Source organism: Halobacteriovorax vibrionivorans, from assembly GCF_003346865.1.
In the GTDB taxonomy this organism is placed as follows: Bacteria; Bdellovibrionota; Bacteriovoracia; order Bacteriovoracales; family Bacteriovoracaceae; genus Halobacteriovorax_A; species Halobacteriovorax_A vibrionivorans.
The window spans coordinates 1,090,044-1,111,472 of record NZ_QDKL01000001.1 but is presented as its reverse complement, the minus strand read 5'-3'; the positions used below and the strand labels follow the sequence as shown (position 1 = coordinate 1,111,472).

The 21,429-nt window shown below is 32.7% G+C and carries 18 protein-coding genes; 1 reads left to right on the top strand and 17 read right to left on the bottom strand.

What is annotated here, in order from left to right:
- From DAY19_RS05415 to DAY19_RS05335, 17 genes are all read right to left on the bottom strand, one after another.
- Complete coding sequence (locus DAY19_RS05415) at positions 1–2,547, bottom strand: excinuclease ABC subunit UvrA (protein ID WP_114706150.1); 2,547 nt, start codon at positions 2,545–2,547, stop codon at positions 1–3.
- A 114-nt stretch (positions 2,548–2,661) separates the two neighbouring features.
- Entirely contained in the window at positions 2,662–3,063 is a 402-nt protein-coding gene (rpsI, locus tag DAY19_RS05410) for a 30S ribosomal protein S9 (protein ID WP_114706149.1), read from the bottom strand.
- A gap of 15 nt (positions 3,064–3,078) precedes the next feature.
- Positions 3,079–3,516: a 50S ribosomal protein L13 gene (gene rplM, locus DAY19_RS05405; protein ID WP_114706148.1), complete on the bottom strand. Its 438-nt coding sequence runs from the start codon at positions 3,514–3,516 to the stop codon at positions 3,079–3,081.
- Positions 3,517–3,754: 238 nt separating this feature from the next.
- Entirely contained in the window at positions 3,755–6,604 is a 2,850-nt protein-coding gene (locus DAY19_RS05400) for a BamA/OMP85 family outer membrane protein (RefSeq protein ID WP_114706147.1), read from the bottom strand.
- A complete protein-coding gene (locus DAY19_RS05395) occupies positions 6,592–10,542 on the bottom strand; it encodes a translocation/assembly module TamB domain-containing protein (RefSeq protein ID WP_114706146.1) in 3,951 nt (1,316 codons plus the stop codon). The genes DAY19_RS05400 and DAY19_RS05395 overlap by 13 nt, the downstream gene beginning before the upstream one ends.
- Positions 10,542–11,447, bottom strand: coding sequence for a hypothetical protein (locus DAY19_RS05390; protein WP_133296890.1), 906 nt, complete (start codon positions 11,445–11,447; stop codon positions 10,542–10,544). Before DAY19_RS05390 ends, DAY19_RS05395 begins: the two co-directional genes overlap by 1 nt.
- 146 nt (positions 11,448–11,593) lie before the next feature.
- Positions 11,594–12,166: an elongation factor P gene (gene efp / locus DAY19_RS05385; protein ID WP_114706144.1), complete on the bottom strand. Its 573-nt coding sequence runs from the start codon at positions 12,164–12,166 to the stop codon at positions 11,594–11,596.
- Between the two features lie 9 nt (positions 12,167–12,175).
- Positions 12,176–12,610: a type II 3-dehydroquinate dehydratase gene (locus DAY19_RS05380; RefSeq protein ID WP_114706143.1), complete on the bottom strand. Its 435-nt coding sequence runs from the start codon at positions 12,608–12,610 to the stop codon at positions 12,176–12,178.
- Entirely contained in the window at positions 12,603–13,463 is an 861-nt protein-coding gene (locus DAY19_RS05375; RefSeq protein WP_114706142.1) for a tetratricopeptide repeat protein, read from the bottom strand. Before DAY19_RS05375 ends, DAY19_RS05380 begins: the two co-directional genes overlap by 8 nt.
- A complete protein-coding gene (gene pilQ, locus DAY19_RS05370; protein WP_114706141.1) occupies positions 13,464–15,269 on the bottom strand; it encodes a type IV pilus secretin PilQ in 1,806 nt (601 codons plus the stop codon).
- A gap of 68 nt (positions 15,270–15,337) precedes the next feature.
- On the bottom strand, positions 15,338–15,793 hold the full coding sequence (locus DAY19_RS05365) for a hypothetical protein (protein WP_114706140.1): 456 nt from the start codon (positions 15,791–15,793) through the stop codon (positions 15,338–15,340).
- Positions 15,790–16,443: a type 4a pilus biogenesis protein PilO gene (gene pilO / locus DAY19_RS05360; RefSeq protein ID WP_114706139.1), complete on the bottom strand. Its 654-nt coding sequence runs from the start codon at positions 16,441–16,443 to the stop codon at positions 15,790–15,792. The genes DAY19_RS05365 and pilO overlap by 4 nt, the downstream gene beginning before the upstream one ends.
- On the bottom strand, positions 16,443–17,075 hold the full coding sequence (locus DAY19_RS05355) for a PilN domain-containing protein (RefSeq protein WP_114706138.1): 633 nt from the start codon (positions 17,073–17,075) through the stop codon (positions 16,443–16,445). The genes pilO and DAY19_RS05355 overlap by 1 nt, the downstream gene beginning before the upstream one ends.
- Positions 17,072–18,244 carry a type IV pilus assembly protein PilM gene (gene pilM / locus DAY19_RS05350; RefSeq protein WP_114706137.1) on the bottom strand — a complete coding sequence of 391 codons (1,173 nt, stop codon included), beginning with the start codon at positions 18,242–18,244 and terminating at the stop codon, positions 17,072–17,074. The genes DAY19_RS05355 and pilM overlap by 4 nt, the downstream gene beginning before the upstream one ends.
- Before the next feature lie 63 nt (positions 18,245–18,307).
- Positions 18,308–19,081, bottom strand: a complete 774-nt coding sequence (locus DAY19_RS05345) for a prepilin peptidase (RefSeq protein WP_114706136.1) — start codon at positions 19,079–19,081, stop codon at positions 18,308–18,310.
- Positions 19,081–19,848: an ABC transporter permease gene (locus tag DAY19_RS05340; protein WP_114706135.1), complete on the bottom strand. Its 768-nt coding sequence runs from the start codon at positions 19,846–19,848 to the stop codon at positions 19,081–19,083. Before DAY19_RS05340 ends, DAY19_RS05345 begins: the two co-directional genes overlap by 1 nt.
- Positions 19,845–20,702 (bottom strand): ABC transporter ATP-binding protein, encoded by an 858-nt coding sequence (locus DAY19_RS05335; RefSeq protein WP_114706134.1) that lies wholly within the window; start codon positions 20,700–20,702, stop codon positions 19,845–19,847. Before DAY19_RS05335 ends, DAY19_RS05340 begins: the two co-directional genes overlap by 4 nt.
- A gap of 47 nt (positions 20,703–20,749) precedes the next feature.
- Between DAY19_RS05335 and DAY19_RS05330 the strand changes: the two genes are divergently transcribed.
- Positions 20,750–21,409: a tetratricopeptide repeat protein gene (locus DAY19_RS05330; RefSeq protein WP_114706133.1), complete on the top strand. Its 660-nt coding sequence runs from the start codon at positions 20,750–20,752 to the stop codon at positions 21,407–21,409.
- The last annotated feature ends 20 nt before the right edge of the window (positions 21,410–21,429 follow it).

Here is a 21,429-nt window from a genome sequence, read left to right as displayed (position 1 = left end):
TTAATCAAGCTTTATCTGATTGAAATTACTGAAGATTTCGTGGTTATCTAAAATAATTAATGTATTTCCTTGATCTGTAAGTCCTTGAAGAAGTTCACAAATAGAAGTTAGCTCATTCATGGATAAACCATATGAAATATTTGTTAGTACGATAATCGAATCACTAACCTTCTTATCAATGGCCTTTAATAGCTTCACTCTTAAACGTTCACCACCTGATAGCGAGGGTATTGTTCGATCTAATGTTAGATAATCAAGATTTAGTAATTTCAAATAACCAAGTGTTCTTTTTATTTTTGGTGTAGCTGGTATTGTCTCAAATAAAGTTGATACAGGAGTTTCACTCGCTTCAATGATTGTATATTTACCATCAGTAATTGAGGCGTAAAACTTCTTTAAACCAGTTCCACCGCACTCATCACAAGGAAAGCTCACATCTTCAAGATATTGCATATCAATCTCTTGAACACCTTTTCCTTCACAAACACTACATTGACCAAGTTTAGAATTCTTAGAAAAATGCCCTTTTTCTAGACCTAAGGACTTTGAAACAGGAAGTTTAGTGAAATAATTTCGAACATTACCTGTTAGATCTAATGTCGTTCCCACAGTTGAGCGACTTGTGGATTTTTCAATTCGAGTTTCATAGATATGAATATCTTGAATTTCATTTGTGATATCAATTGAACCGATCTCATAATCAGTCTCAAAATTATATTTTTCTTTAAATAACTCTTCGTTTAATTCATTAAATAATGCATTTATAATTAGTCTTTTATCGAAAGATTCAACATTCGTTAAAACCTGATTGATTGTGCCTAATTTGAATTCTATCTTTTTATACTTTTTGTCCTCAAACTCAATATCTTTAAAAGTAAGCTTTCCACTAGGTTTCGTCTTCTTTAAGACTAATTCCTTTTGTTTCTTTGATTTACCTTTAATCTCTACAACTTCACCGCCAAGGTGTCCTGCTCCTGGCCCAATATGAATCGTCTTATCACTTCCATTTTGTAAATAAGTACTATGTTCAACCATTACTACAGTATTATTTCTTGAAAGATTTTTTAGATATTTTAAGAGAACTTTTTGTTCTTCAATAGTCATCCCAAGACTCGGCTCGTCAAGTACAAATAAAGAACCACTTCCTTTAAAACTTAAGTAACGAACGAGTAATGATTTTTGATATTCACTTGTTTCTAATGACTTTAATTTTGTCATTAAGGGAAAATCCCCCAGACCTAATTCAACTGCAACGGCCAATTTATCTTTAACTTTTTTAATAATATTATTTTCATCAAGATGTTTTAATTCGATTAATAATCCCTCGACTGTAAGAGATAATAAATCACCATAAGTAGATATATTCTCAACTTGTCCACAGTGGGCCATTGCACTTTGAGAAAGTCTTCTCCCGTAACAAATATGACAGACTTTTTCACTTTGCATCTTTCGAAGAAAAATTCTAGCAGATCGCTTATAACGTTTTTCCTCTAAAGCATAAAGAAAGTTTAGAACGCCATAGAATCGCCCACCACCATTTAAAAGAAGATCTTCAACCTGATCACTTACATCACAATAACGTTCATTATCACTAACACCAAGCTTCTTCATTTCAGTTATAAAAGTCTTGTAGTAGGCACTATATTTAGAATAATCTAAGAAAGTAATTGCACCGTCTTTTATCTTCTTTTTGGGATACTTTACAATTTTATTAACATCATAACTTAGTGTAGATCCATAACCCTTACATTCAGTACAGGCCCCTATTCCGTTGTAAGGAAGGAGGTCACTAATCTGTCTTGCACTCTGTAGTCCCTCTTCATCACATTTTGGGCAAAACTCTTTTGCGTTTAAGCTGAAATGATGTAATTGATCATCTCCAGTGAAGTAAACACTTAATTGCATAACTGCCGAGTTCTTAATAAGCTCAAGCCATTTCTTTTTAAAGTTTGATATTTTATTGGGCTTAAGACGAAAGATTTCCCATTGGGCATCCTCTTCATTAAATTCACGAATTAACTGCACATTAGAATTAAAACTTCTAGCAGGCATTCCTGATATACATTCTTGATAATGATCCTTACCGATAAGGATATGTAAGACTTTTGTCTTATCTGAAATTAATGATTCAATCTCTCGTATTGCTAAATCTAGCCCATCAATAAATTCTTCATTATGAATTAAACACTTTGAAGATTGTTGATCAAAATATAGTTGTGCAAGTTCGTAACTGATCTCAAGCTGATCGGCCAAGTTGAGTCTTGAGCCCACGATAGGATTATTTTGAGCAAGACTCCACACTGGCAATACTGGCTCAATTAAATCGACTTCAGCACTTGTTGGAACTCTTTCAAAAAAGTTCATTGAAGATGGCATTGAATTTAAAAATCGTCTTTTAGACTCGTTGGCCAGCGTATTGAATACAAGTGATGATTTTCCTGAGCCAGAAACACCTGATACACAAGTAATCTTATTAATAGGAAACTCGACATCTATATTTTTAAGATTATTTGTACGTACACCTTTGAGTTTAATTGATTTTGCCATATGGACTTATAGCATATTTGAGTTCTTTTTGAATATTATACAGTTAACTATAAAAAAGAAAGGCCCTCTGAATAAGAGGGCCTTCTGTATATTCGAAAATTTGTAAGATAAATCTTAACGCTTCGAGAATTGGTACTTTGCTCTTGCACCTTTCTGACCAGCTTTTTGTCTTTCAACTTTTCTTGGATCTCTTGTAAGAAATCCTGCTGATTTAAGCTCGCCTCTAAGTTCTGCATCAATCTTAAGGATTGCTCTTGCAATACCAAGACGAACAGCACCGGCTTGACCAGTAGTTCCACCACCAGTTACGTTAATTTTAACATCATACTTATCTGCAAGTTTAAGTAGGTTTAGTGGTTGATTAACAACATATCTGTCAGTACCTTTTGTGAAGTACTCTTTGATATCTCTATTATTAACAACAACTTTACCAGTCCCTGCAGCCATATAAACTCTAGCAACTGAAGATTTTCTTCTACCAACTGCTTGTGAATCCCAAGTTTTTCCTTTAGCCATAATAATAACCTCTTACTAGAATTTGTATTCTACTGGGTTTTGAGCGCTATGTGCGTGCTCAGATCCAGCAAAAACCTTAAGTTTTGTTAGTTGTTTTCTACCAAGTGAGTTCTTTGGAAGCATACCTTTAACAGCGTTCATAAGAATCGCTTCTGGTTTTCTTTCAAGTTGCTCTTTAGCAGTTCTTTCTCTAAGTCCACCAGCATAACCTGTATGTCTGTAGTAAACTTTATCGTTCCACTTATTCCCAGTAAATTTAACTTTTTCTGCGTTGATAACAACAACAAAATCACCAGAATCTGTATGAGGAGTGTACTTCGGTGAGTTCTTCCCTCTTAATACATTAGCGATTTCAGTTGCTAAACGTCCAACTACCTTATCAGTAGCATCAATTAAGTGCCATTTTTTGTCAGCATCTGCTGGCTTTAACACAAATGATTTCTCAGTGTACATAGTAACCTTCCACTTTAATAATGTTAAAAATCAATAAAACGTAAACGCATCATCAGAATAAAATGATTTGTTTACAACACTTAGGACCTATAAAGGCCCATAATTCCGTTGTTTGTGGGGTAACGGGTTTCGGCAGATATTAAACAATTTAGACCAATAATACAATGGGTAAATGTTATTTTTTTTGGCCATGCGTAATATTTTCTTCGACTATAAGTTACTGATTTTAAATGAATGGCTAGAATTGGCCAATTGTTATGTGAAAACGGCCAAATGAATCTCCACCGATTCGATCTAATTTAACACCGTAATCAAAATCTAGTGAACCAATTGGGGTGAATAATTTGAAACTTAGGCCAACAGATTTTAATAATTCAAATTCATCTATTTTATCAACAAAAACGCGACCTGCGTCAAAGAAGATAGCAATAGCAGAATAGTCACCAAGATAATAACGAGGCTCTACTCTAAAATTAAATAAATAAGCATTACCTCTTACAGTGGTATCTGTAATATAAGAATTATCTGATAATCGTCCACTTTCAAAATCACTATATCCTCTCAGAAAGTCTCGTCCAATTAGTCTAAAAACTTTTAAAGGTGGAATATAACCTGAAGTTTGTGGCTTACCATCAGCATCGATAATTATATTTCCACTATCATCAGTAATAAGATCATCTGAAAAGTTATGTTCATATCCAAGGGTAATTGATGTCGCTAGAGTAATATCACCCAACGGGATATAGTTATAATTTCTAATAACCGCCTTATTATAGTTGATTGTTAGATCATTTTCTTTTTGAGAGCCAAGATACGGATTTGCAAACTCCCATGAGAAGTTAAACCAAGAACCTTTTCTAGGCATTGATGAGTTATCTCTAAAGTCTAGAGTGACTTCAGGTCTTATGGCCCCAATATAGTACTTATCTTCATCAATCTCATCTGTGGCATCAAATTGCCTAACATTATCAAACTCGTATGTGAGACTAGTAGAGAGCACATCAGAGAATTGTTTATAAAGTTGAGGGGCAATACTGTAAATATCAGCATCAAAATCTGAATAGCGCTTTCTTTCAAACTTAACTGTTGTTTTAAAAGTTAGTTTGGAGCCCAGCCAATCATAGAAGAGATATGGTTCGATGAATTGAAACTGCACGAGTCCCTCAAGTAACTTCTTTGACTCATCAAATCTTCTCTCATCTAAATAGTCAAAATCTGTTCTCCAGTTTGTTTGTGCTTTGAAAATAACAGATCGATTCATCCCTTGGATATTATTGTAGGCAATCATTGTCGAAAATTTAAAACCGAGATCTGTTCGGAACCCAGGAGCAATTTCTGCTTGTCCAAAGTCCTTTTCAGTAACTTTTATAACAAAATTTAAATACTTTTCACTTTCCGAAACTTCTTCACCAACAAATGATGAGATATTAACATTTGAAAATAGGCCAAGCTCTCTTAAGCGATTAACAAACTCATTCATCGCCCTTGGTGTGACGAGATCCCCTCTTTTAAGAGGTAGCTCTCTTCTAACGACAACATCCTTTGTCTTCGAATTACCTGTAACGATAACATTTCCAAGATATGTTTTAACTCCAAGTGAGAACTTTAAGTTAAGCTCAATCTCATTAGTAGCGGAATTTACGGTCACAATCTTCTTAGGACGCTTTTCTAAATATGAGCTGAAATAAAATCCTCGACTCTTTAGTGTATTAATTGCAGCTTTGAGATCCTCATCGATATGAACAACATTAAATGGTTTTCCAATCTTATTTTTAAGTGCATCCTTGATAAAATAGACTGCTTCTTTGTCATCAACACCTTCAATATTTATTTTACTCAGTCTATATTGTGCTGACTCTGAAATTGAAAAGGACACAATGGCCGAATCACCACCATCAATGAAGTCAATTTTAGGTTTTTCAATACTTACAAATATAAACCCATCTTTAACATAGATCTCTTTAATTTTTTCAGAAGCATCTTCAAGACCTTTCTCATGTAAATAATCGGCTTTTAATAAATCAGAATTACTCTCAGAATAAGCTTTTTCTAATTCATCGAGACTTTTGAAATTATTGCCAGTGAAATTAACTTTAGTTATTTCAACTTTTCGGCCTTCATCTATTGTAATGTAAAAGTTTATAACACTATTACCAAATCTGTCCTTACCTCTAGCTTCGTTAATTTGAGATTTAGCATAATAGTATCCATTCTCACGATAAAAATTAACTAAGTGGCGATTCAATGAAATATCATCAAATCGGCCTTTATTATTCTGAATATACTTCTTAACATGATTAAAAAGTTCATTGTGACTTAAGCGCTTATTATTATAAAAACTAATCCCAAAACGATGGCCTAATTTTATTTTAAAAACTAATTTATAGTTTCCAGTATTTAAGACATGTAATTCTTCTTTTACATTTGATAACCAAAAGCCTTCAGTGATTAAAAGGTTTCGGTACTCCTGTAACATCTTCTTATAATTTGTGAAGTCTAGAGAGGATCCTTTAATCCTATTCCAAAACTTTTTAGCTTGATCAAGATTTGCACCATCAATCCCCTCAAGACTAATTATTTCTAAAAGCCTTATTCCACTCTTATTTAAAGTAATTTCTAAATTTAACCCATCTTCTGTAAGTTTAGTTTTAACTGTTCCAACTTTTGCATCTTTCTTAAAGAACGACTCACCAATTTTTTCAAGTCCTTCTTCGACTTTAATAGCATCGTAGTAATCACCTTCTTTTAGTGTAAATTCATTTTTTATACGACGATTAAGGACGGAATCAGTTCCAACAACGTTTAGTTTAGATATTTTAGGCTTAGTCACTGCGACAATTTTCAGATTGTTATTTTTTATTTCATAAAAGAAAGACTTATAATATGGTTTGCTCAACTCAAAGCGTACCGCTGACTCAATCTCCGAACGAGTTAAGTCTTTACCTTCGTATTTCTTGAAGCTTTCAATAATAAATAGACATTCCTCGCGACCAGTACAATCAACATCGACATTGTCAATATGAATCGTCTTAGCAGCAAAAGTGCTAAAACAAAACAATGTGAATATGAATAATTTTAAAATGACCATTTATATTTTATATCGGCTCCAGCTGAACCATCTGTCCTTTCTTTATTATTTGTATCATCTTCACTTTCAAAAATACCTTCAATCGAAAGCTTATCACTTATACTATAATCAACATTAATAGACTGTCTTGTATTCTCACTATCAAAGGTATTTGAAAACTTTAAGTCAATATTTTCGTTAACCTTTTTAGTAATCTGTAACTTAGTAGCAGTTTTAACAGATTGTTCAGACTTTGTAGCTTCCTCAATCGGGCTATCAGAGCTTTCAGAAAATTCAGGAAGAACACTAAGTTTTAATCCAAGAGCAGAGTCAAGTCCTTCATTAATATTTAATTGATCCACTAAGAAGGTTCCAATACCAATCGTTGTTAAGTTAGTTCGTTGACTATCCTCTAAGTTCTTCGAAAAGTCTGAAGTTACTCCTAAAGTGAGAAGCGAGAATATATTATCGCGAGTTAAATATGGATTAGACTCTAGGTTAATTGAAATATCTTCGACAGAACCGGTAATTCCCATCTCAATATCATATTGTCCAATTGTAGAGTTTGCCAAAAGATTTAAAGTTATTGGATCGAGATTTTCTTGTCTTGTAAAATAGACTACGCCTTCCGATAGGATAAAGTCATTACCTCTAAATTTAAACTTACTGACTCCAGGAACTATAATTAGCTGTCCTTGCATTTCAGGATTATTGAATTGTCCTTTTATGGAAAGATCACCTGCAACTAAAAGGTCAGCAAGTCGATTACGTACACGCACAGTTTCTTTGATCTTTAGATCGATATCTAAGTTAATCAAGTCGGGAATACCCCTCTTTGTTTGGGTAATATACTTATTTAAGCTTTTGTTATATTCAGATGTGGATTTAAAGTCATTGAACTCATTTTCAACAAGACCACCGTTTACAAATACATCTCCCTTAACAAGGTATGGAAAACTTTTACCTGAAAAGCTTAACTTTCCGTCTGTATTTATGAGAGATCGAGATTCAACTTGATAACCAACATCACTATAGTCAGCATTTAAATAAACTTCAGGGAACGGGAAATTCGCTTTAATATAACCTGAAAGATCAAATCGACCAGAGCCTAATTCACCACTTAATGAATTTATTAGGATCTTCTTATCACGATATGCACCAATACCATTTGCATTGGCTATCTCTAATGGGATGGATTTTAACTTTAGTCCAAATCCAGAAGTAGAAAAAGAATGAGAGATATCGTAATTTCTTCGATTACCATAAATAATACCCCTTCCTTTAATATTACCAAGTATTCGCTCAATCTCACTTGTGAGTAAGGTCAAATAGCTTAAATTTATATCAAGTTCTTGTATAAGTTCAAATCGGCTGTCAACGTTACCTGTTCCTGTGACATAGTAGCGCCCCCCCGAACCTTCTAGTAGAAAGTTTAACTTTTTAATTTCTGATTGCTCAATTTCGATTTGCGTCGGTCTTCTTAAGGTAAGATCTCTTCCGTAATTATTCAGATGAAATTGATTAATTATAGAAGTTGCACTAACTGGCATATCAGAGTTGAAGTCGTATGAAATTTGACCGGCCATTTGCATAAAACCATTTAGTTGATTGTTAAATGCATTATGTTCAGAAATAACACTTAGAAAAGTTCTTAAATTTGGTATATCGACATCGTAGTTAAGATCAACTTTAGGGTATTGTTTACTAAGATCTAAGATCCCTTCTAGATCAATTTCTCCATTTAAAAACTGAGAATCAAAATCAATAACACTATCTGTGAATTTAAATTCCAGCTCTGAAGATCCAATCTCCTCGTTACCAATTTTAGTTCTAGTTAAATATGCCGATCCATTCCCTTTAAAGTTCTTACCTCTTTTGGCATTTAAATTGATTGAAAAATAGCCATTATATCCTAGACCGATATCTCTATATCTGAAGAAGTCATTTAACTTAATAGGAGTAGTTACAAGATTGACTCGATCAAAACCTTTATCATAACGATAGGCAAAATCAGATGACAAACTCGATACCCCTTTCTTTAGGAATAAGTTTTTAACATCAATTTGATTTTTATCAACGGCTATTTCTATCGCGAAATTATCCATTGCTTCGTTATATAAGCTCACTTTTGAAGAAGTTAGATTTGCAGTAGTTTTAATATTATTGAAGCTACCACTGATATTTGCATTACCATTAAAAATTCCAGCAAATGGTTCTACATATAGTTTTATATCTTTCCAGATTGGATCTAATCTTCTTTTAGAAGTAGCGATATCTAATTCTGTAAACTTCAAATCAAGATTAAGTAACTCTTTTGGAATATCGACAAAACCATTTAAATCAGTTTTTCCACTGACATTATTTGAAATACTATCAATGAATATCTTATTGCTATTTATTGAATAACGAGCTTTAACACTTGATGGTCCTTCAAATAAATAGTCATATACTTTTAGGTTATTAACATCTTTAGATGTGACATCAATAAAGACTTCGTCTTTACCGCTTATTCTTATATCAATATCACCGCGGCCACTACCAATTGCGCCGACCTCACCACCGAGGTCTGATAATTCAAGCCCTCGTCCTTCAACATTAAAGTCGACAGCTTTTCCTTTAATAGTTCCATTCGCTAAGAGGTGCGATTTATTAATATTTGCATCAATTTCTATTGCAAAACGATTATCAATAATAATTGATAAAGAATTAATTTTCCCTTCTTTCATATTAAGAATATTTGTATTCGATGGCCTCAATGAAAGATTAGTAAAACTTAAGCGCCTTAAAGAGTCTGACGTAATAAATAAGTCGCCACCACCATTCATCTTTAAATTTACAACGCCGTTAATTCGACCTTTTAACATTTCCAGATCATCACCTAAAAAATATAGAATATCGTTGAGATGAAGATTACTTAATTCAACACTTGTATTCGTTGCCACAACTTTCTTTGACTTAAAGTCTAAGGTGAGATCATTTAATAACTTGAATGTTCCTTTATTCACTGAACCTTTTAACTTTCTAAGCACAAGAGATTTATTATGATAAGTGAAATACGTATTTACTTTCTCAGCAATAACGTAATCAGAGCTAATGTTGTCACCAACGACATTACCGTTAACGTACAGCCCTTCAAGACTTAAATCACCCGTTAGGTCTGCTTTTCCTTCAACTAGCCCATTTAGATTTAAATTATGTTTTTTAAGTAAAGAATAGAAACTATCAAAGTTTACACGATATTCAATATCTGCATCTATCTTTCGCGATTTAAATTCATACTTACCAGTACCAGTAATTTTTGAGTCCTTAACAAATACGTATGCATTTCTTAGCCTAATACTTTCTTCAACAATCTCGGCATCAAGAAAAAGGTTATCGACAGCAAGGCCGTTCCAATAAAAACGCTCAATATCAAGAACAATATCAAAACTGCTCTCATAAGGACTTATTGAAAGAAAGCTTATAGGAATATTCACATCAGCTTGTTCAAGATAAAAATCAGAGTTCATAATTTGTACTTGATTAATTTGAAAAGGAAGCTTCTTCGTGATCTGAGTTAATCTTTCAAAATGGCCAATGTCATCTTTTTCGTCATTTTCTTTTTTTGTATTAATTTGATTTAAGACAATATACCCATCATCGAAAGACACACGACTAAACTTAATCTCAGATGAGAATAAACTCATAATAGAAAAAACAGCTGACACATCCTTAACCTGTATCTCAACTTCATCTTTAACGACTAGATTTACATTGTTTAGTATTGTTCTCGGAGGAAAGAAGCCCCCTGAAACTTTTGAGAATTTCAACTGGATATTTTCATTAGAGATTAGATTATTATTTATATACTCACTCAAGATAGTGGAAACATATTGAGACTGAATAAAATTCCAAGCACCGACACCAATAATTGTGAAAACAATGGTAAAGACAATGAGGAATTTATTCATTACTTTCATTATTTTAGAAGATCTCCTACATTGCGATAACCAGGATGGAGACGGTTAACGATTACGGCAAAGAAGTAAGACCTTTCAAATGCACCAATTCTTTTATAATTATACGAAATCTCATAGAGTGTATTTACATATTCCTGCTTGGTTTCACATCCTTCAACCAATTTCTCGCGAAGAGTGGCAATACTTCCAAGAAAGTCTTTCTTGTCTTTATCAGAAGAATCCATATGTATATTCACTTCTGTTGTTGATTTCTTTGTATTATTTTCTTTTTTCGTTATCTTCTTATAAACTTCGTGATCTTCTAAAATTGAATTGAATGAGTCTACAAACTCTTGATCATTAGTATTAAGTGCATAATTATAAAATAAATCCTTCCACTCATTAGATTCAAAGATCACTGGAATAACTTTAAAGATATTTTCAATGAAGTTTAAAGGATCAAGTAGTTCGACCTTGTCCACAAGAGTTTTTCTAATATTTTCAAATTTTAAATATACTTCAGGATTTGAAATTGCAGTATTAATTGAAGTACTTAATCTGTCTTCATTATCAAATTTTAAAAAGATTAAACTATTTATCAAATTCTCTAGTTCAACAGTAGTTGAAATACCAACCCTTTGAAATAATTCTTTTAACTCAATGAGACGATTAACTTTTTTTTGATTAAATAGTTTATGGAATAATTTTTCTTGTAATTTATCTAAGCGATGTAGTTTGCCTAATTGATTTGCATAAATAATTTCAACTAAACTCTTTAAGTAAAAATTCTTATAGATATTGAATTCTTCTATTGGAATCTTTTTATAGTATTTTAAAATTGAATCAATCCATGAATTAAATTCAATCGAATTTTTCAATAGAAGACTCTCATTCAATTGAATGTGAAATTCCGTTAATTTAGACACTCTACCTCGGCCAAAAGTTTTACTAACTACTTAAAATTATTATATCAAATTATAAAATTTAATAATATTAAGCGTACTTTTTACCTTTTAAAAATGGGGGGAAATCTAAGAAAAAAGGGCCATTTTTATGGCCCTTTATAAGAAAATTATTTGTTTACTCTTTCCACGTAATCTCCGCTTCTCGTATCAATTTTTAGGATCTCTCCTTCTTTGATAAACAGAGGAACATTTACTTGAAGACCTGTTTCCATAACGGCCTTTTTAAGTCCACCTTGAGCTGTATCACCTTTAAGACCAGGGTCTGTTTCTGTAACTTTTAATTCAACAAAATTCGGTAATTCAACAGAAATAGGCTTACCTTTATAATAAAGTAGTCCTACTTTAATACCTTCTTGTAAATAATTTGCTGAATCATCGATATATTCACTAGCTACATGAATCGTTTCATATGTAGATTGATCCATGAAATTGAATCCATCTGGATCTGCATAAAGATATTCTACTTCTTTTTCATCTAGATCTGGCTTTAGTGCTCCAGTAGCAACACCTGATTTAAAAGTTCTCTCAATTACTGCACCAGTTTCAAGATTCTTAATTCTTAACTTGTAAAAAGCTGAACCTTTACCTGGATTTGTGAAATCACACTTGATGCAAACATATGGTTTGCCGTCGATTTCCATTTTTAAACCTTTTCTAAAATCAGTAGTTTGATACTCCATAAAAACCCTTTAAATTAGTTGAGATAAAATAGCGAGAAAATAACCTTTTTCTTTTAAACCTTCTATCACAGCTGTTGAGGATTTTGCAGTAATTTTATTACTTCTAAACTCCTCTCGTTGATTAGTATTAGACAAATGTACTTCAACAACCGGGCACGAGAGAACACGCAGCGCGTCCAAGATTGCGATACTTGTATGAGAAAAAGCAGCTGGATTAATGATTACTGCTTTGTATGAAGCATTTGATGCTGCTTGGATTTTTTCAATAATCTCTTTTTCACCATTACTCTGAAACCATTCGACATCAACCTTGTGGCCAGCATTTTCAAGTCTCTTATTAGTTAAGTCTTCAATTTCTAAAAGACTATACTTACCATATATATCAGGTTCTCTAGATCCGAGAAGGTTCAGATTAGGTCCATTTATTACTAAAAACTTATCCATTTAATACTTCACTACTTCTTTTTTTGATATATGAATCAAAAAGATCAAAGGCCATTGTGAGTTTATCTAACTCTTGCTTTGGCTTACTTTCTAATTTTTTCGCACTTGCTTCAAAAGCGGCCATTAAACTATCATGGCCAGTGCTAGCATCGTTTTCATGCTGAAGCTCATCAAGTCGCATCTTGATTTTTTGGTCATCTGGATTTTCTTGCAGTGCTGAACTTAAGACTTCAATTGCTTTTTGTTTTGCACCTTGCTTCAAGTACAGATCAACTAAAGTGTGGCTAAAGAATTGAGGAGTATTTGTTTCTTGTACTTCCTCAATAACTTCTTCAACTTCTGGTTCTTCTTTAGGTACAAGACTTAAAGTATTCCAGCTTTCGATTTCATTATCGAGATTGGAAATATCAAAAGTCTGCTGAGTAAGATCCTCTTCTTCTAGACTATCAAAGTTGTCATATTTTGAAACAAATTCACTAGCTTCCTCATCTCTTGGAGAGATAAATAAAACGCGCTTATAGGTATTTAAAGCTTCAAGAATGAAATTTCTACGAAAACAAACTTGTGCAAAAGTTTTTAAGAACTTTAAGTTGTCACCATTAAGATTCAACTGAGGCTTTAGTGTTGTATAAGCTTCTTCAAGTTCATTTTCTTCAAGTAGGATTTGACCATAAATAATGATCGCTGCACCGAAATTAGGATGAAAAGAAATTCCTCTTTTTAAAATTCGTAATGCTTCATCAGTCATTCCAACTTTTCGATAGATTTCAGCAAGAGGAGCAAAGGCCCTCGAACGAGGGTCTTTATCTAATTGTGTTTTATATTTTGTTATAAGAGTTTTATAGTTTTTCATTTATAAACTACTTGCAAGTCCCGCTCGTTCTTGATTTATAATACGAGGAGTCATGAATATAACAAGCTCTGTTTTAGAAACCTGTGGATTATAAGGAGTTCTAAATAGCCAACCTACAATTGGCATATCTTTTAAATAAGGTACCCCTGAATGTGTTTCTAGTTTTGAATAACTATATAAACCACCTAGTACAATTGTTGATCCATTTTCAACGAGTACATTTGTTTTTACTTCTCGTTTAGTTTTATCAGGCGGAGCACCTGCTGTTGGAGCTGTACCAAACTGCTCTTTCGATAACTCAACAGTGAGGTCGATCGCACCATCGTTTGAAACTTGAGGAGTAACAGCAAGACTTAGTTCTGCTTGTGTTTCTTTAAATGTAATTGATAAATCTTCTCCAGCACCTGTTCTTTCTTCAAAAGATGTTGTGTCTGTTGAAATGATTTCTGCTTTAATATTATTTTTTGCTACAACTCTAGGTGATGCAATAATCTTACCTTTTGACTCACTTTCTAAAAGCTGTAATTGAAAATCTAAATTGAATAATCTTCCAAATCTAGAAATACTCAATCCAAGAAGACTTCTAGCATTTTCACCTGCTACAGGTGCACTAGAAAAACTTAGCCCGGGTCCAGAAATAGCTGTATTACTAGGTGTTCCTGTCAACTCTGTTGTTGGTGGAATTTGCCCTACAGGGTCATAGCCAAAGTTTAGACCATTCTGGAGACCGATTTGCTTTTGGTAACCTTCGTTAACTTCTACAATTTTAGATTCAATCAAAACTTGTGGTGTTTGACGATCTAATATATTTACAATTTTCGCAATCTTCTCAACTGCTTCTAATGTGTCAGTGACAATTAAATTATTTGTTCTATCATCAGCAATTAAAGTCCCTCTATTCTGAGTTACATAATCTTTAAGAAGCGTTGTTAGATCTTTTGCTTTAGAATAAGATATTGGTAAAATTTTAGTAACTAATGGTTCTGCAACGGCCTTGATTTGATTTGCATCTCTTTCCTTTCTCCTTTCGTCAGTCGCCTGTACTAAAGTCTTAATTGTTAAAATAGCTCCATTTTTTTCTGCCACTAACTTATTAATTGAAAGTACTGTATCAAGAGCCTGATCCCAAGGAACATTTACTAAGTTTAAAGATAGAGGCTTTAGCTCTGCCACTTCGTTGGTCATTATTATATTAAAACCTGATGCATCCGCTATTAGGTCTAATATATCATTCACTTGCATATCTTTTACATTTAGAGTGATTTTATTTCCTACATATTTCTTTTGACCAGAAAGAGTCAGGTTTTCTAGAATATCTTCTAGACTAGTAGACTTAGGCTTTAAAACTTTTGCTGATTCTTTTGTCTCAACTTCTTCTACACTGGCAATCTCATCGGAATCACTTGGAGTACTTGCGAACGCACCGTATCGATTTTCAAAAATGATGCTTGCAGTTTCACCTGACGTTTGAGTTTTAGATCTAACATTATCCCTAAGCTGCACAATTACTCTGATTCGGTTTTTATTACCTGGCTGCTTAAAGGCAGAAACAAAAACTACACTACCAGAAAACTCTGAAGTATCGAATGCTCTCAGCACACGGTCAGTTGCTTTAGCATTTTCAATATCAATGACAACTTGTTTATCTTTTACTATTTTGAACTTCTTAATCTTAAAGTCACTATTATCAAAATTGAAATTTAAGTAACTAAGATCGTTCTTTTGTTGAAAATCGATTTTATCTAAGTTTGCACTTAATGTACTAAACGAAAACAAAAATAGAATTGTATATATTATCTTTTTCATTTTTACTCATCCTAAGTAAAATAGTTATACATTTATCTTATCATAAATCTGATTTTAGAAAAGTTTTATCAATCAGATAGTGGTAGTATTGTTTCTAAATATTCTTCTTCATCATATACATTAATAATTTTCTCAACTAATACTACCCCACCAGGAAGAATGGCCTTAACTTCAACTTGATCTGGCCCAATTTTCATCCCCTCTCTGATTATTACAGAGTCTCCATTACTATTCCCAGCGCTTCCAGTCCCCTGCTCTACTTCAGATACGACAGCACGAGGGTTTTTCCCCATAAATATTCCAGTAACCCTTAGCCTATCTATACGTAAATTATCAATGGATAGTTTATTTGAGAAACCCGTGAACTTTTCTCTTCTCGTTCTTTTGTGTCCCATTTTTTTTCTGTATTTAATTTTGAAAGGATCACGAATGTTTTTTGCTGTATTGAGGTCGATTGACTGACTCTTCACAACTGGTGACAAGACAAAAATTAAAATAAAGAAAATCAAACTTTTCTTAATCATTTCTTCTTCCTTTTTCTAGGTGTCACTTTCTTTTTCTTGGATTTTTCTTGGATCTCTCTTTCAATCTCTTCGATTCCTCGATTTTCTCTGTGAGCAGCATTGTAGACGTAGCTTTCTATTGTTGCTGATAAATTTATAATTTCATATCGTGATTTATTTGTCTTAGAGATCTTACTCAAATTTATATCTCTAACATTAAGAATTCTTTCTTGCTTTGAAATGTTCTCTAAGAAAATTAAAAATTGTAAATAAGTTCCCTTACCAGAAAATGTATAAAACTTAGTTATATAAAAACCATTTTCCTCTTGTCCACTGGGTGTTATTTGTGATTCTTTGATCTTTAAAGATTCTGCAAGCTTTTTCAGTAAGTTTATACTTTCATTGTCACTAACTTCTTTTGGAAGTTTTTTCTGAGTTTCCTCTAGTTTTTGTGCAACGATTTCAATTTCTTCTTTTTTCCTTTCAACATCTTTTTCATATTCTTTTAACTTCTTAAGTTCCTTTTTCTTCTTATTCAATCGAGTCTTAAAAGTACCTACTTGGCTTTGTAATGATTCACGCTCCAACTGAAGCTCATTATAAGCTTCGTATGTAAGGAAACACCCATACACAATAAAGAGCAAATAGAGTTTATTAACAAGAGACAGCATTAATTAAGATCTCCATATGATTGAATCTTTCCTTCAATCACAAAACTTTGAAGAGTAACTTTTTCTCCATATAATTCATCTTGAGTTTCTTTTAACTCTTTCATCCCAAATGTTTCACCAGTGAAATTACCTCTAGAAATAAAGTATTCTAACTCTTTAACATTATTGACAAAGTCACCAACAGAAGAAAAGGATATAGATTCGCCTTCAATCTTAATCACTCTATCCTTGTCAATTGAAAGCTGATTAAACCAAATATCATCATTTAATGAACTCGAAAGTCCTCTTAGAACCTTGTATGGGTTAGATTTTTTTGACATTACTTTTGCAACAAGGTCTTCTCTCGACTTCAACTCCTCAATCCTTTTAGAAAATGCATTCATTACTTCATTAAGAGAACCATAAGAATCTACTTCTTGTTTAACTTTATTATATTGTGACCTTGCTTGTTGTATTTGATCTCTAACATCTTTATTTTCATCATCAAAACTAGGAATAACATAACTAGTTAAGATAAAATAAATTACATAGCCGATAACCAGCGATTTCTTATTAACTTGATTAAGATCAATTCCTAAAACAACAGGTAATTCAAGAGGCTTCTTTTTTTCCAATAAGTTAATTTCTATCATCTAGGAAACTCCCTTATCGCTAAACCAAACGCAACAACACCTTCATGTGCCATATCAGTTAACTCTTCATCAGAGAACTTGCTTTCGTCAAACTCAATTTCATTGAAAGGATTTAATACATTTACATCAACGCCAAAAGAAGTTCTTATTTCCTCTAACAAGTTTGGAAGTCTTACAGAACCACCGGTAACCGTAATATCCCTTAGGGAATCATCTGATGTAGCATTTATATAGAAATCATGTGCCTTCTTTAGCTCATTTACAATCGATGTATTAATTTCATTAATAATCATTAAGACATCATCAGGGACACCGCCACCGGCAGACATCTTTTTCAAGTCTTCCGCTTCAGCAAATTTTACACCTAACTGTCTCTGAATCTCCTCAGTGATACTAGCTCCACCAAGAATAATCTCCTTTACAAAGACCGGTACACCTTTTTTTAAAACAGTGAAGATGGTCGCCTGTGAGCCGATATCGATAAGAAGTCTCGAGGGAATTAAAATTTTAGTTGACGTACCTGCAGACGTCCCTTCAAAGACTTCAGATCCATCATCCTCAGGTTCATTATCGTTTTCTGCTGCTTCTTCACCTGCTAGTTCAAAAATATTAGTAATTGCAAGCGGACATAAATCAACAACTTTAACAACTTTACCTAAAGAGGTTAAGATAGAACGAAATGATTCAAGTACATCTTTTTTAATGGCACAGACAATTACGTCTAAACCACCACCCATATTCTCACCGATTACATACCAATCAATATTACAATCTTCGACAGGAAAAGGAAGATACTGTTCTGCTTCCCATGTAACTTGATCCTCTAGCTCTTCATCCTCGCCCCCGGCAAGCTGAAGTTTTTTAATAACTGTATTTGGACCAGATAGGCCGAGACAGATATATGGCTCAGTGATCTTTGCTTCTGCAAATGCTTCACTTAAAGCATCTTTTAGTGCTTCTTCATCTTGAATTTCATCTTCAATAATCGTTGCTTCAGGAAGAGGGACTGATGCGTATTTAGTTAAGGTATAAGTATCGTTCTTTGTCGTAATTTTACTTACCTTAACTGAACTTTGACCAATATCGACACCTATTAATTCCTTTGGAACTAAACCGACCGCCTCGCGTATTTTGAATATAACATCCTGTATCTCTATATTTTTATTCATCCATGACCTATAAAAGTATTATTTTATTATACTCTGCACAGTCCAGTCATTTCAAGAAGTTATTTAAAAGAGTACGACCCCTAGCATCATTTTAAAAATATTTGGAAGAAATATTTGTATCACTGCAACAAGAATTATAAATGGGCCAAAAGCAATCGCTTGATCTCTTTTAATAATTTTAAAGATTAAAAGAGGTAGCATTAGTACACTTCCAAAAACACAGGCAAATAACATATTGTGAATGATTCCCAAAGGACCTAGATAAATTCCTAATACCCCAAATAGCTTGATATCACCACCTCCAAGGCCAACAACACCTCTTAACTTGTAAAATACAAAAGTAATTAAGTAAGGTATTGCAAAACCTATTATTCCTCCAAGAAGCCAATGCTGAATTGGAAAGAAAAATATGGCATGTATAAAGAAAATTACACCCAAGTAGATATTGATTGAATCAGGTAAAATCTGATGTCTGATATCAATTACAAAATGTACTAGCAGGCAACAAGCTATAGTAAAAAAGAATAGATAGGATGTAATTGTATGGAGTGAGATCTCATTTCCAAATAGTAATAAAGATATCACAGCTGTTAATAATTCTATTACTGGATACTGTAAACTTATCCTTGATTTACATCTTGCACACTTACCTCTCAGTAAAATATAGCTTATGATTGGAATATTATGATACCACTTTAACTGAAATCCACATTTTGGACATCTTGAGCGATCAACGAAGAATTTCTCACCTTTAGGCAATCTTAAAATAAGCACATTAAGGAAACTTCCAACCATTGCACCAAAAATAAAAGCATAAACTTTATACAAGAGAATCATTAAGTTAACTCTTTGTTTTTGAATATTATCGCATTTATAAATGAAAGAATTAAAATATATGAAAACCCATATGAATAACTATAAATAACCTGCTCCGTAGAGATTAAATCACTATTAAATACAAATGGCTTTAGATTTAAAAGATTCAAATCAGGTAAAAAGGTTTTATAAGCATTTATGATATATAATAAACCTTCCCTATTTTTAACAAATGTTAATTCGGATATGTGAGTCACTGCATGGCCAATAAAGTATATTACGATTGTATTAATTACACTTAATGCTCGACTAGTAATCAAACTAAAAAATAACACGATTAAAAACAGTAAAACAGATTCTATAACCCCCAATACAAGTGCATTAAGAATAATAGAACTTATCGTACCCCCTCGAGATAAATAAACGATTGTCGATATACCGAATATAATTAAAGTACTCAGAGAAAGAACACTTGTGACACCTAAAATCTTCCCCAGTAAAAACTGTATACGCGATATTGGTCTTGAAAGAGCTATATAAATAGTACGTGATTCAATTTCCTGAGATAGAACATTAACTCCTATGAACACGGCCAGTATATTTGAAGCGAATGCCGCTCCTCCTAGTCCAAAATCAATTGATACTCTAAGAACGTTTCCATATGAGAATTCTGATGTCACATAATTGAGAACCAAAATCAACAGACTTATCCATGCTGTAATATAGAGGACACGACTTTGTATAACATCTTTGAAAGTAAATTTTGCGATTGTTAATATATTCTTCATTTGTTTAACCGATATACAATTTCTTCAAGTGACGATAAGTTTTTCTCTAACTTTATAACCTCGCCACCTTTTTCTAAAATACTCTTCAATCTAGATTCTTTAGAATTTGTTTCTATTTCGATATTGTGAATTTGTCCTTCGAGACGGTATGTTAAATTATAAATGCTGTCAGTATTCTTTTCTATTAGATCTTGAATACTTCCATTGTAAATAATTTCACCATTTTCAAGTACAACAACATCATCACAAACTTCTTGGACATCAGAGACAATATGGGATGAAAAAAACACCCCAACGCCATGTGCGTTAACATCTCTTATAACTTCTTTAAACTCCTTACGACCGATAGGGTCTAATCCAGATAAAGGCTCATCTAAAATAATTAGTCTTGGTTCATGAATTAGAGCAGAAACAAAACCTAAACGTTGTAACATTCCTTTAGAGTACCCCTTAATTTTACGATCTAGCGCAAATTCTATTTCAAGTTTACTTGCCCACTTCTTAGTATTTTCTTTAATTTTCTCTTCTGATACCCCTTGAAGCTTTCCACAATAGTCAAGAAACTCATAGCCAGTTAAATTTTGATAATAAAAAGGTCTCTCTGGCATATAACCTATCAACTTCCTTATGCTTTCATCATTCCAGTCGATCCCTAAAACCTCAACACTTCCAGTATCTGGCTTAATAAATCCTAGGATTATTTTGATAAGGGTTGTTTTACCTGCACCATTTGCACCAAGGAATCCGACGATCCTTCCTGGCTCTAGCGAAAAACTTACATCTCTTATTGCAACAAAGTTTTTCGACCAAAAATCTTTCTTAAAGGATTTAGAAATATCTTTACAAGTAAGCATAAGCACCCTTTATTAATTTAATATTCATAGTATAATCATCTCTAACAATGAAGAAAACATCTTTACTCAACATTTGTAAAATTAGTATTTCAATTATAGCACTTATTTTAACAAATAAATTCATCTCATATAATAAGCCTATAAATCCGGAGATATACTCTACTCTTAACTCAGACTTTGTTAAAATTATTTCCTTTGGGAATTATCGATTCATTTCAGGATTCATTTGGGCCAAAACACTATTAGATGCTGACACTGAGCATATCAGTCAAGGTGAAAAGTCATGGCTGTATTATCGCTTCAAATTAATTTCAGATTTAGATCCTACTTTTTACGAAAATTACTTACATGGTGGAGTATATTTATCAATTATAAAAGACGACATATATAGCGCCGCTGAGATTTTCGATAAGGGTCTGTCTTACTATCCCAAAGACTTTCAATTACTCTATAATGCTGCTTTTAATTATCATTTTCAAATTCGAAACTTTGATAAATCGTTAAAATATTATCAACGTATTAAATTACTACCAAAGGAATATCATTTTAGAATATTACCCACCTTAATTAAGCAGGCACAAGAAAGAGTTTCTTCAAGGGGAACATACTTAAGTGTTCTCTATGAAAAACTTGATTCGACAAAGGATCCAAAAGAGAGAAAAGCAATTAAGCAAAAAATTAAAAGAATAAAAAAAAGCCAGCAATAAGCTGGCTTTCATATTTTAAT

Bases quoted from the DNA above. Each gene is read 5' to 3' on its own strand.
- DAY19_RS05415 (WP_114706150.1), bottom strand. From the start codon at position 2,547: ATGGCAAAATCAATTAAACTCAAAGGTGTACGTACAAATAATCTTAAA.
- rpsI (WP_114706149.1), bottom strand. From the start codon at position 3,063: ATGGCTAAAGGAAAAACTTGGGATTCACAAGCAGTTGGTAGAAGAAAA.
- rplM (WP_114706148.1), bottom strand. From the start codon at position 3,516: ATGTACACTGAGAAATCATTTGTGTTAAAGCCAGCAGATGCTGACAAA.
- DAY19_RS05400 (WP_114706147.1), bottom strand. From the start codon at position 6,604: ATGGTCATTTTAAAATTATTCATATTCACATTGTTTTGTTTTAGCACT.
- DAY19_RS05395 (WP_114706146.1), bottom strand. From the start codon at position 10,542: ATGAAAGTAATGAATAAATTCCTCATTGTCTTTACCATTGTTTTCACA.
- efp (WP_114706144.1), bottom strand. From the start codon at position 12,166: ATGGAGTATCAAACTACTGATTTTAGAAAAGGTTTAAAAATGGAAATC.
- DAY19_RS05380 (WP_114706143.1), bottom strand. From the start codon at position 12,610: ATGGATAAGTTTTTAGTAATAAATGGACCTAATCTGAACCTTCTCGGA.
- DAY19_RS05375 (WP_114706142.1), bottom strand. From the start codon at position 13,463: ATGAAAAACTATAAAACTCTTATAACAAAATATAAAACACAATTAGAT.
- pilQ (WP_114706141.1), bottom strand. From the start codon at position 15,269: ATGAAAAAGATAATATATACAATTCTATTTTTGTTTTCGTTTAGTACA.
- DAY19_RS05365 (WP_114706140.1), bottom strand. From the start codon at position 15,793: ATGATTAAGAAAAGTTTGATTTTCTTTATTTTAATTTTTGTCTTGTCA.
- pilO (WP_114706139.1), bottom strand. From the start codon at position 16,443: ATGCTGTCTCTTGTTAATAAACTCTATTTGCTCTTTATTGTGTATGGG.
- DAY19_RS05355 (WP_114706138.1), bottom strand. From the start codon at position 17,075: ATGATAGAAATTAACTTATTGGAAAAAAAGAAGCCTCTTGAATTACCT.
- pilM (WP_114706137.1), bottom strand. From the start codon at position 18,244: ATGAATAAAAATATAGAGATACAGGATGTTATATTCAAAATACGCGAG.
- DAY19_RS05345 (WP_114706136.1), bottom strand. From the start codon at position 19,081: ATGATTCTCTTGTATAAAGTTTATGCTTTTATTTTTGGTGCAATGGTT.
- DAY19_RS05340 (WP_114706135.1), bottom strand. From the start codon at position 19,848: ATGAAGAATATATTAACAATCGCAAAATTTACTTTCAAAGATGTTATA.
- DAY19_RS05335 (WP_114706134.1), bottom strand. From the start codon at position 20,702: ATGCTTACTTGTAAAGATATTTCTAAATCCTTTAAGAAAGATTTTTGG.
- DAY19_RS05330 (WP_114706133.1), top strand. From the start codon at position 20,750: ATGAAGAAAACATCTTTACTCAACATTTGTAAAATTAGTATTTCAATT.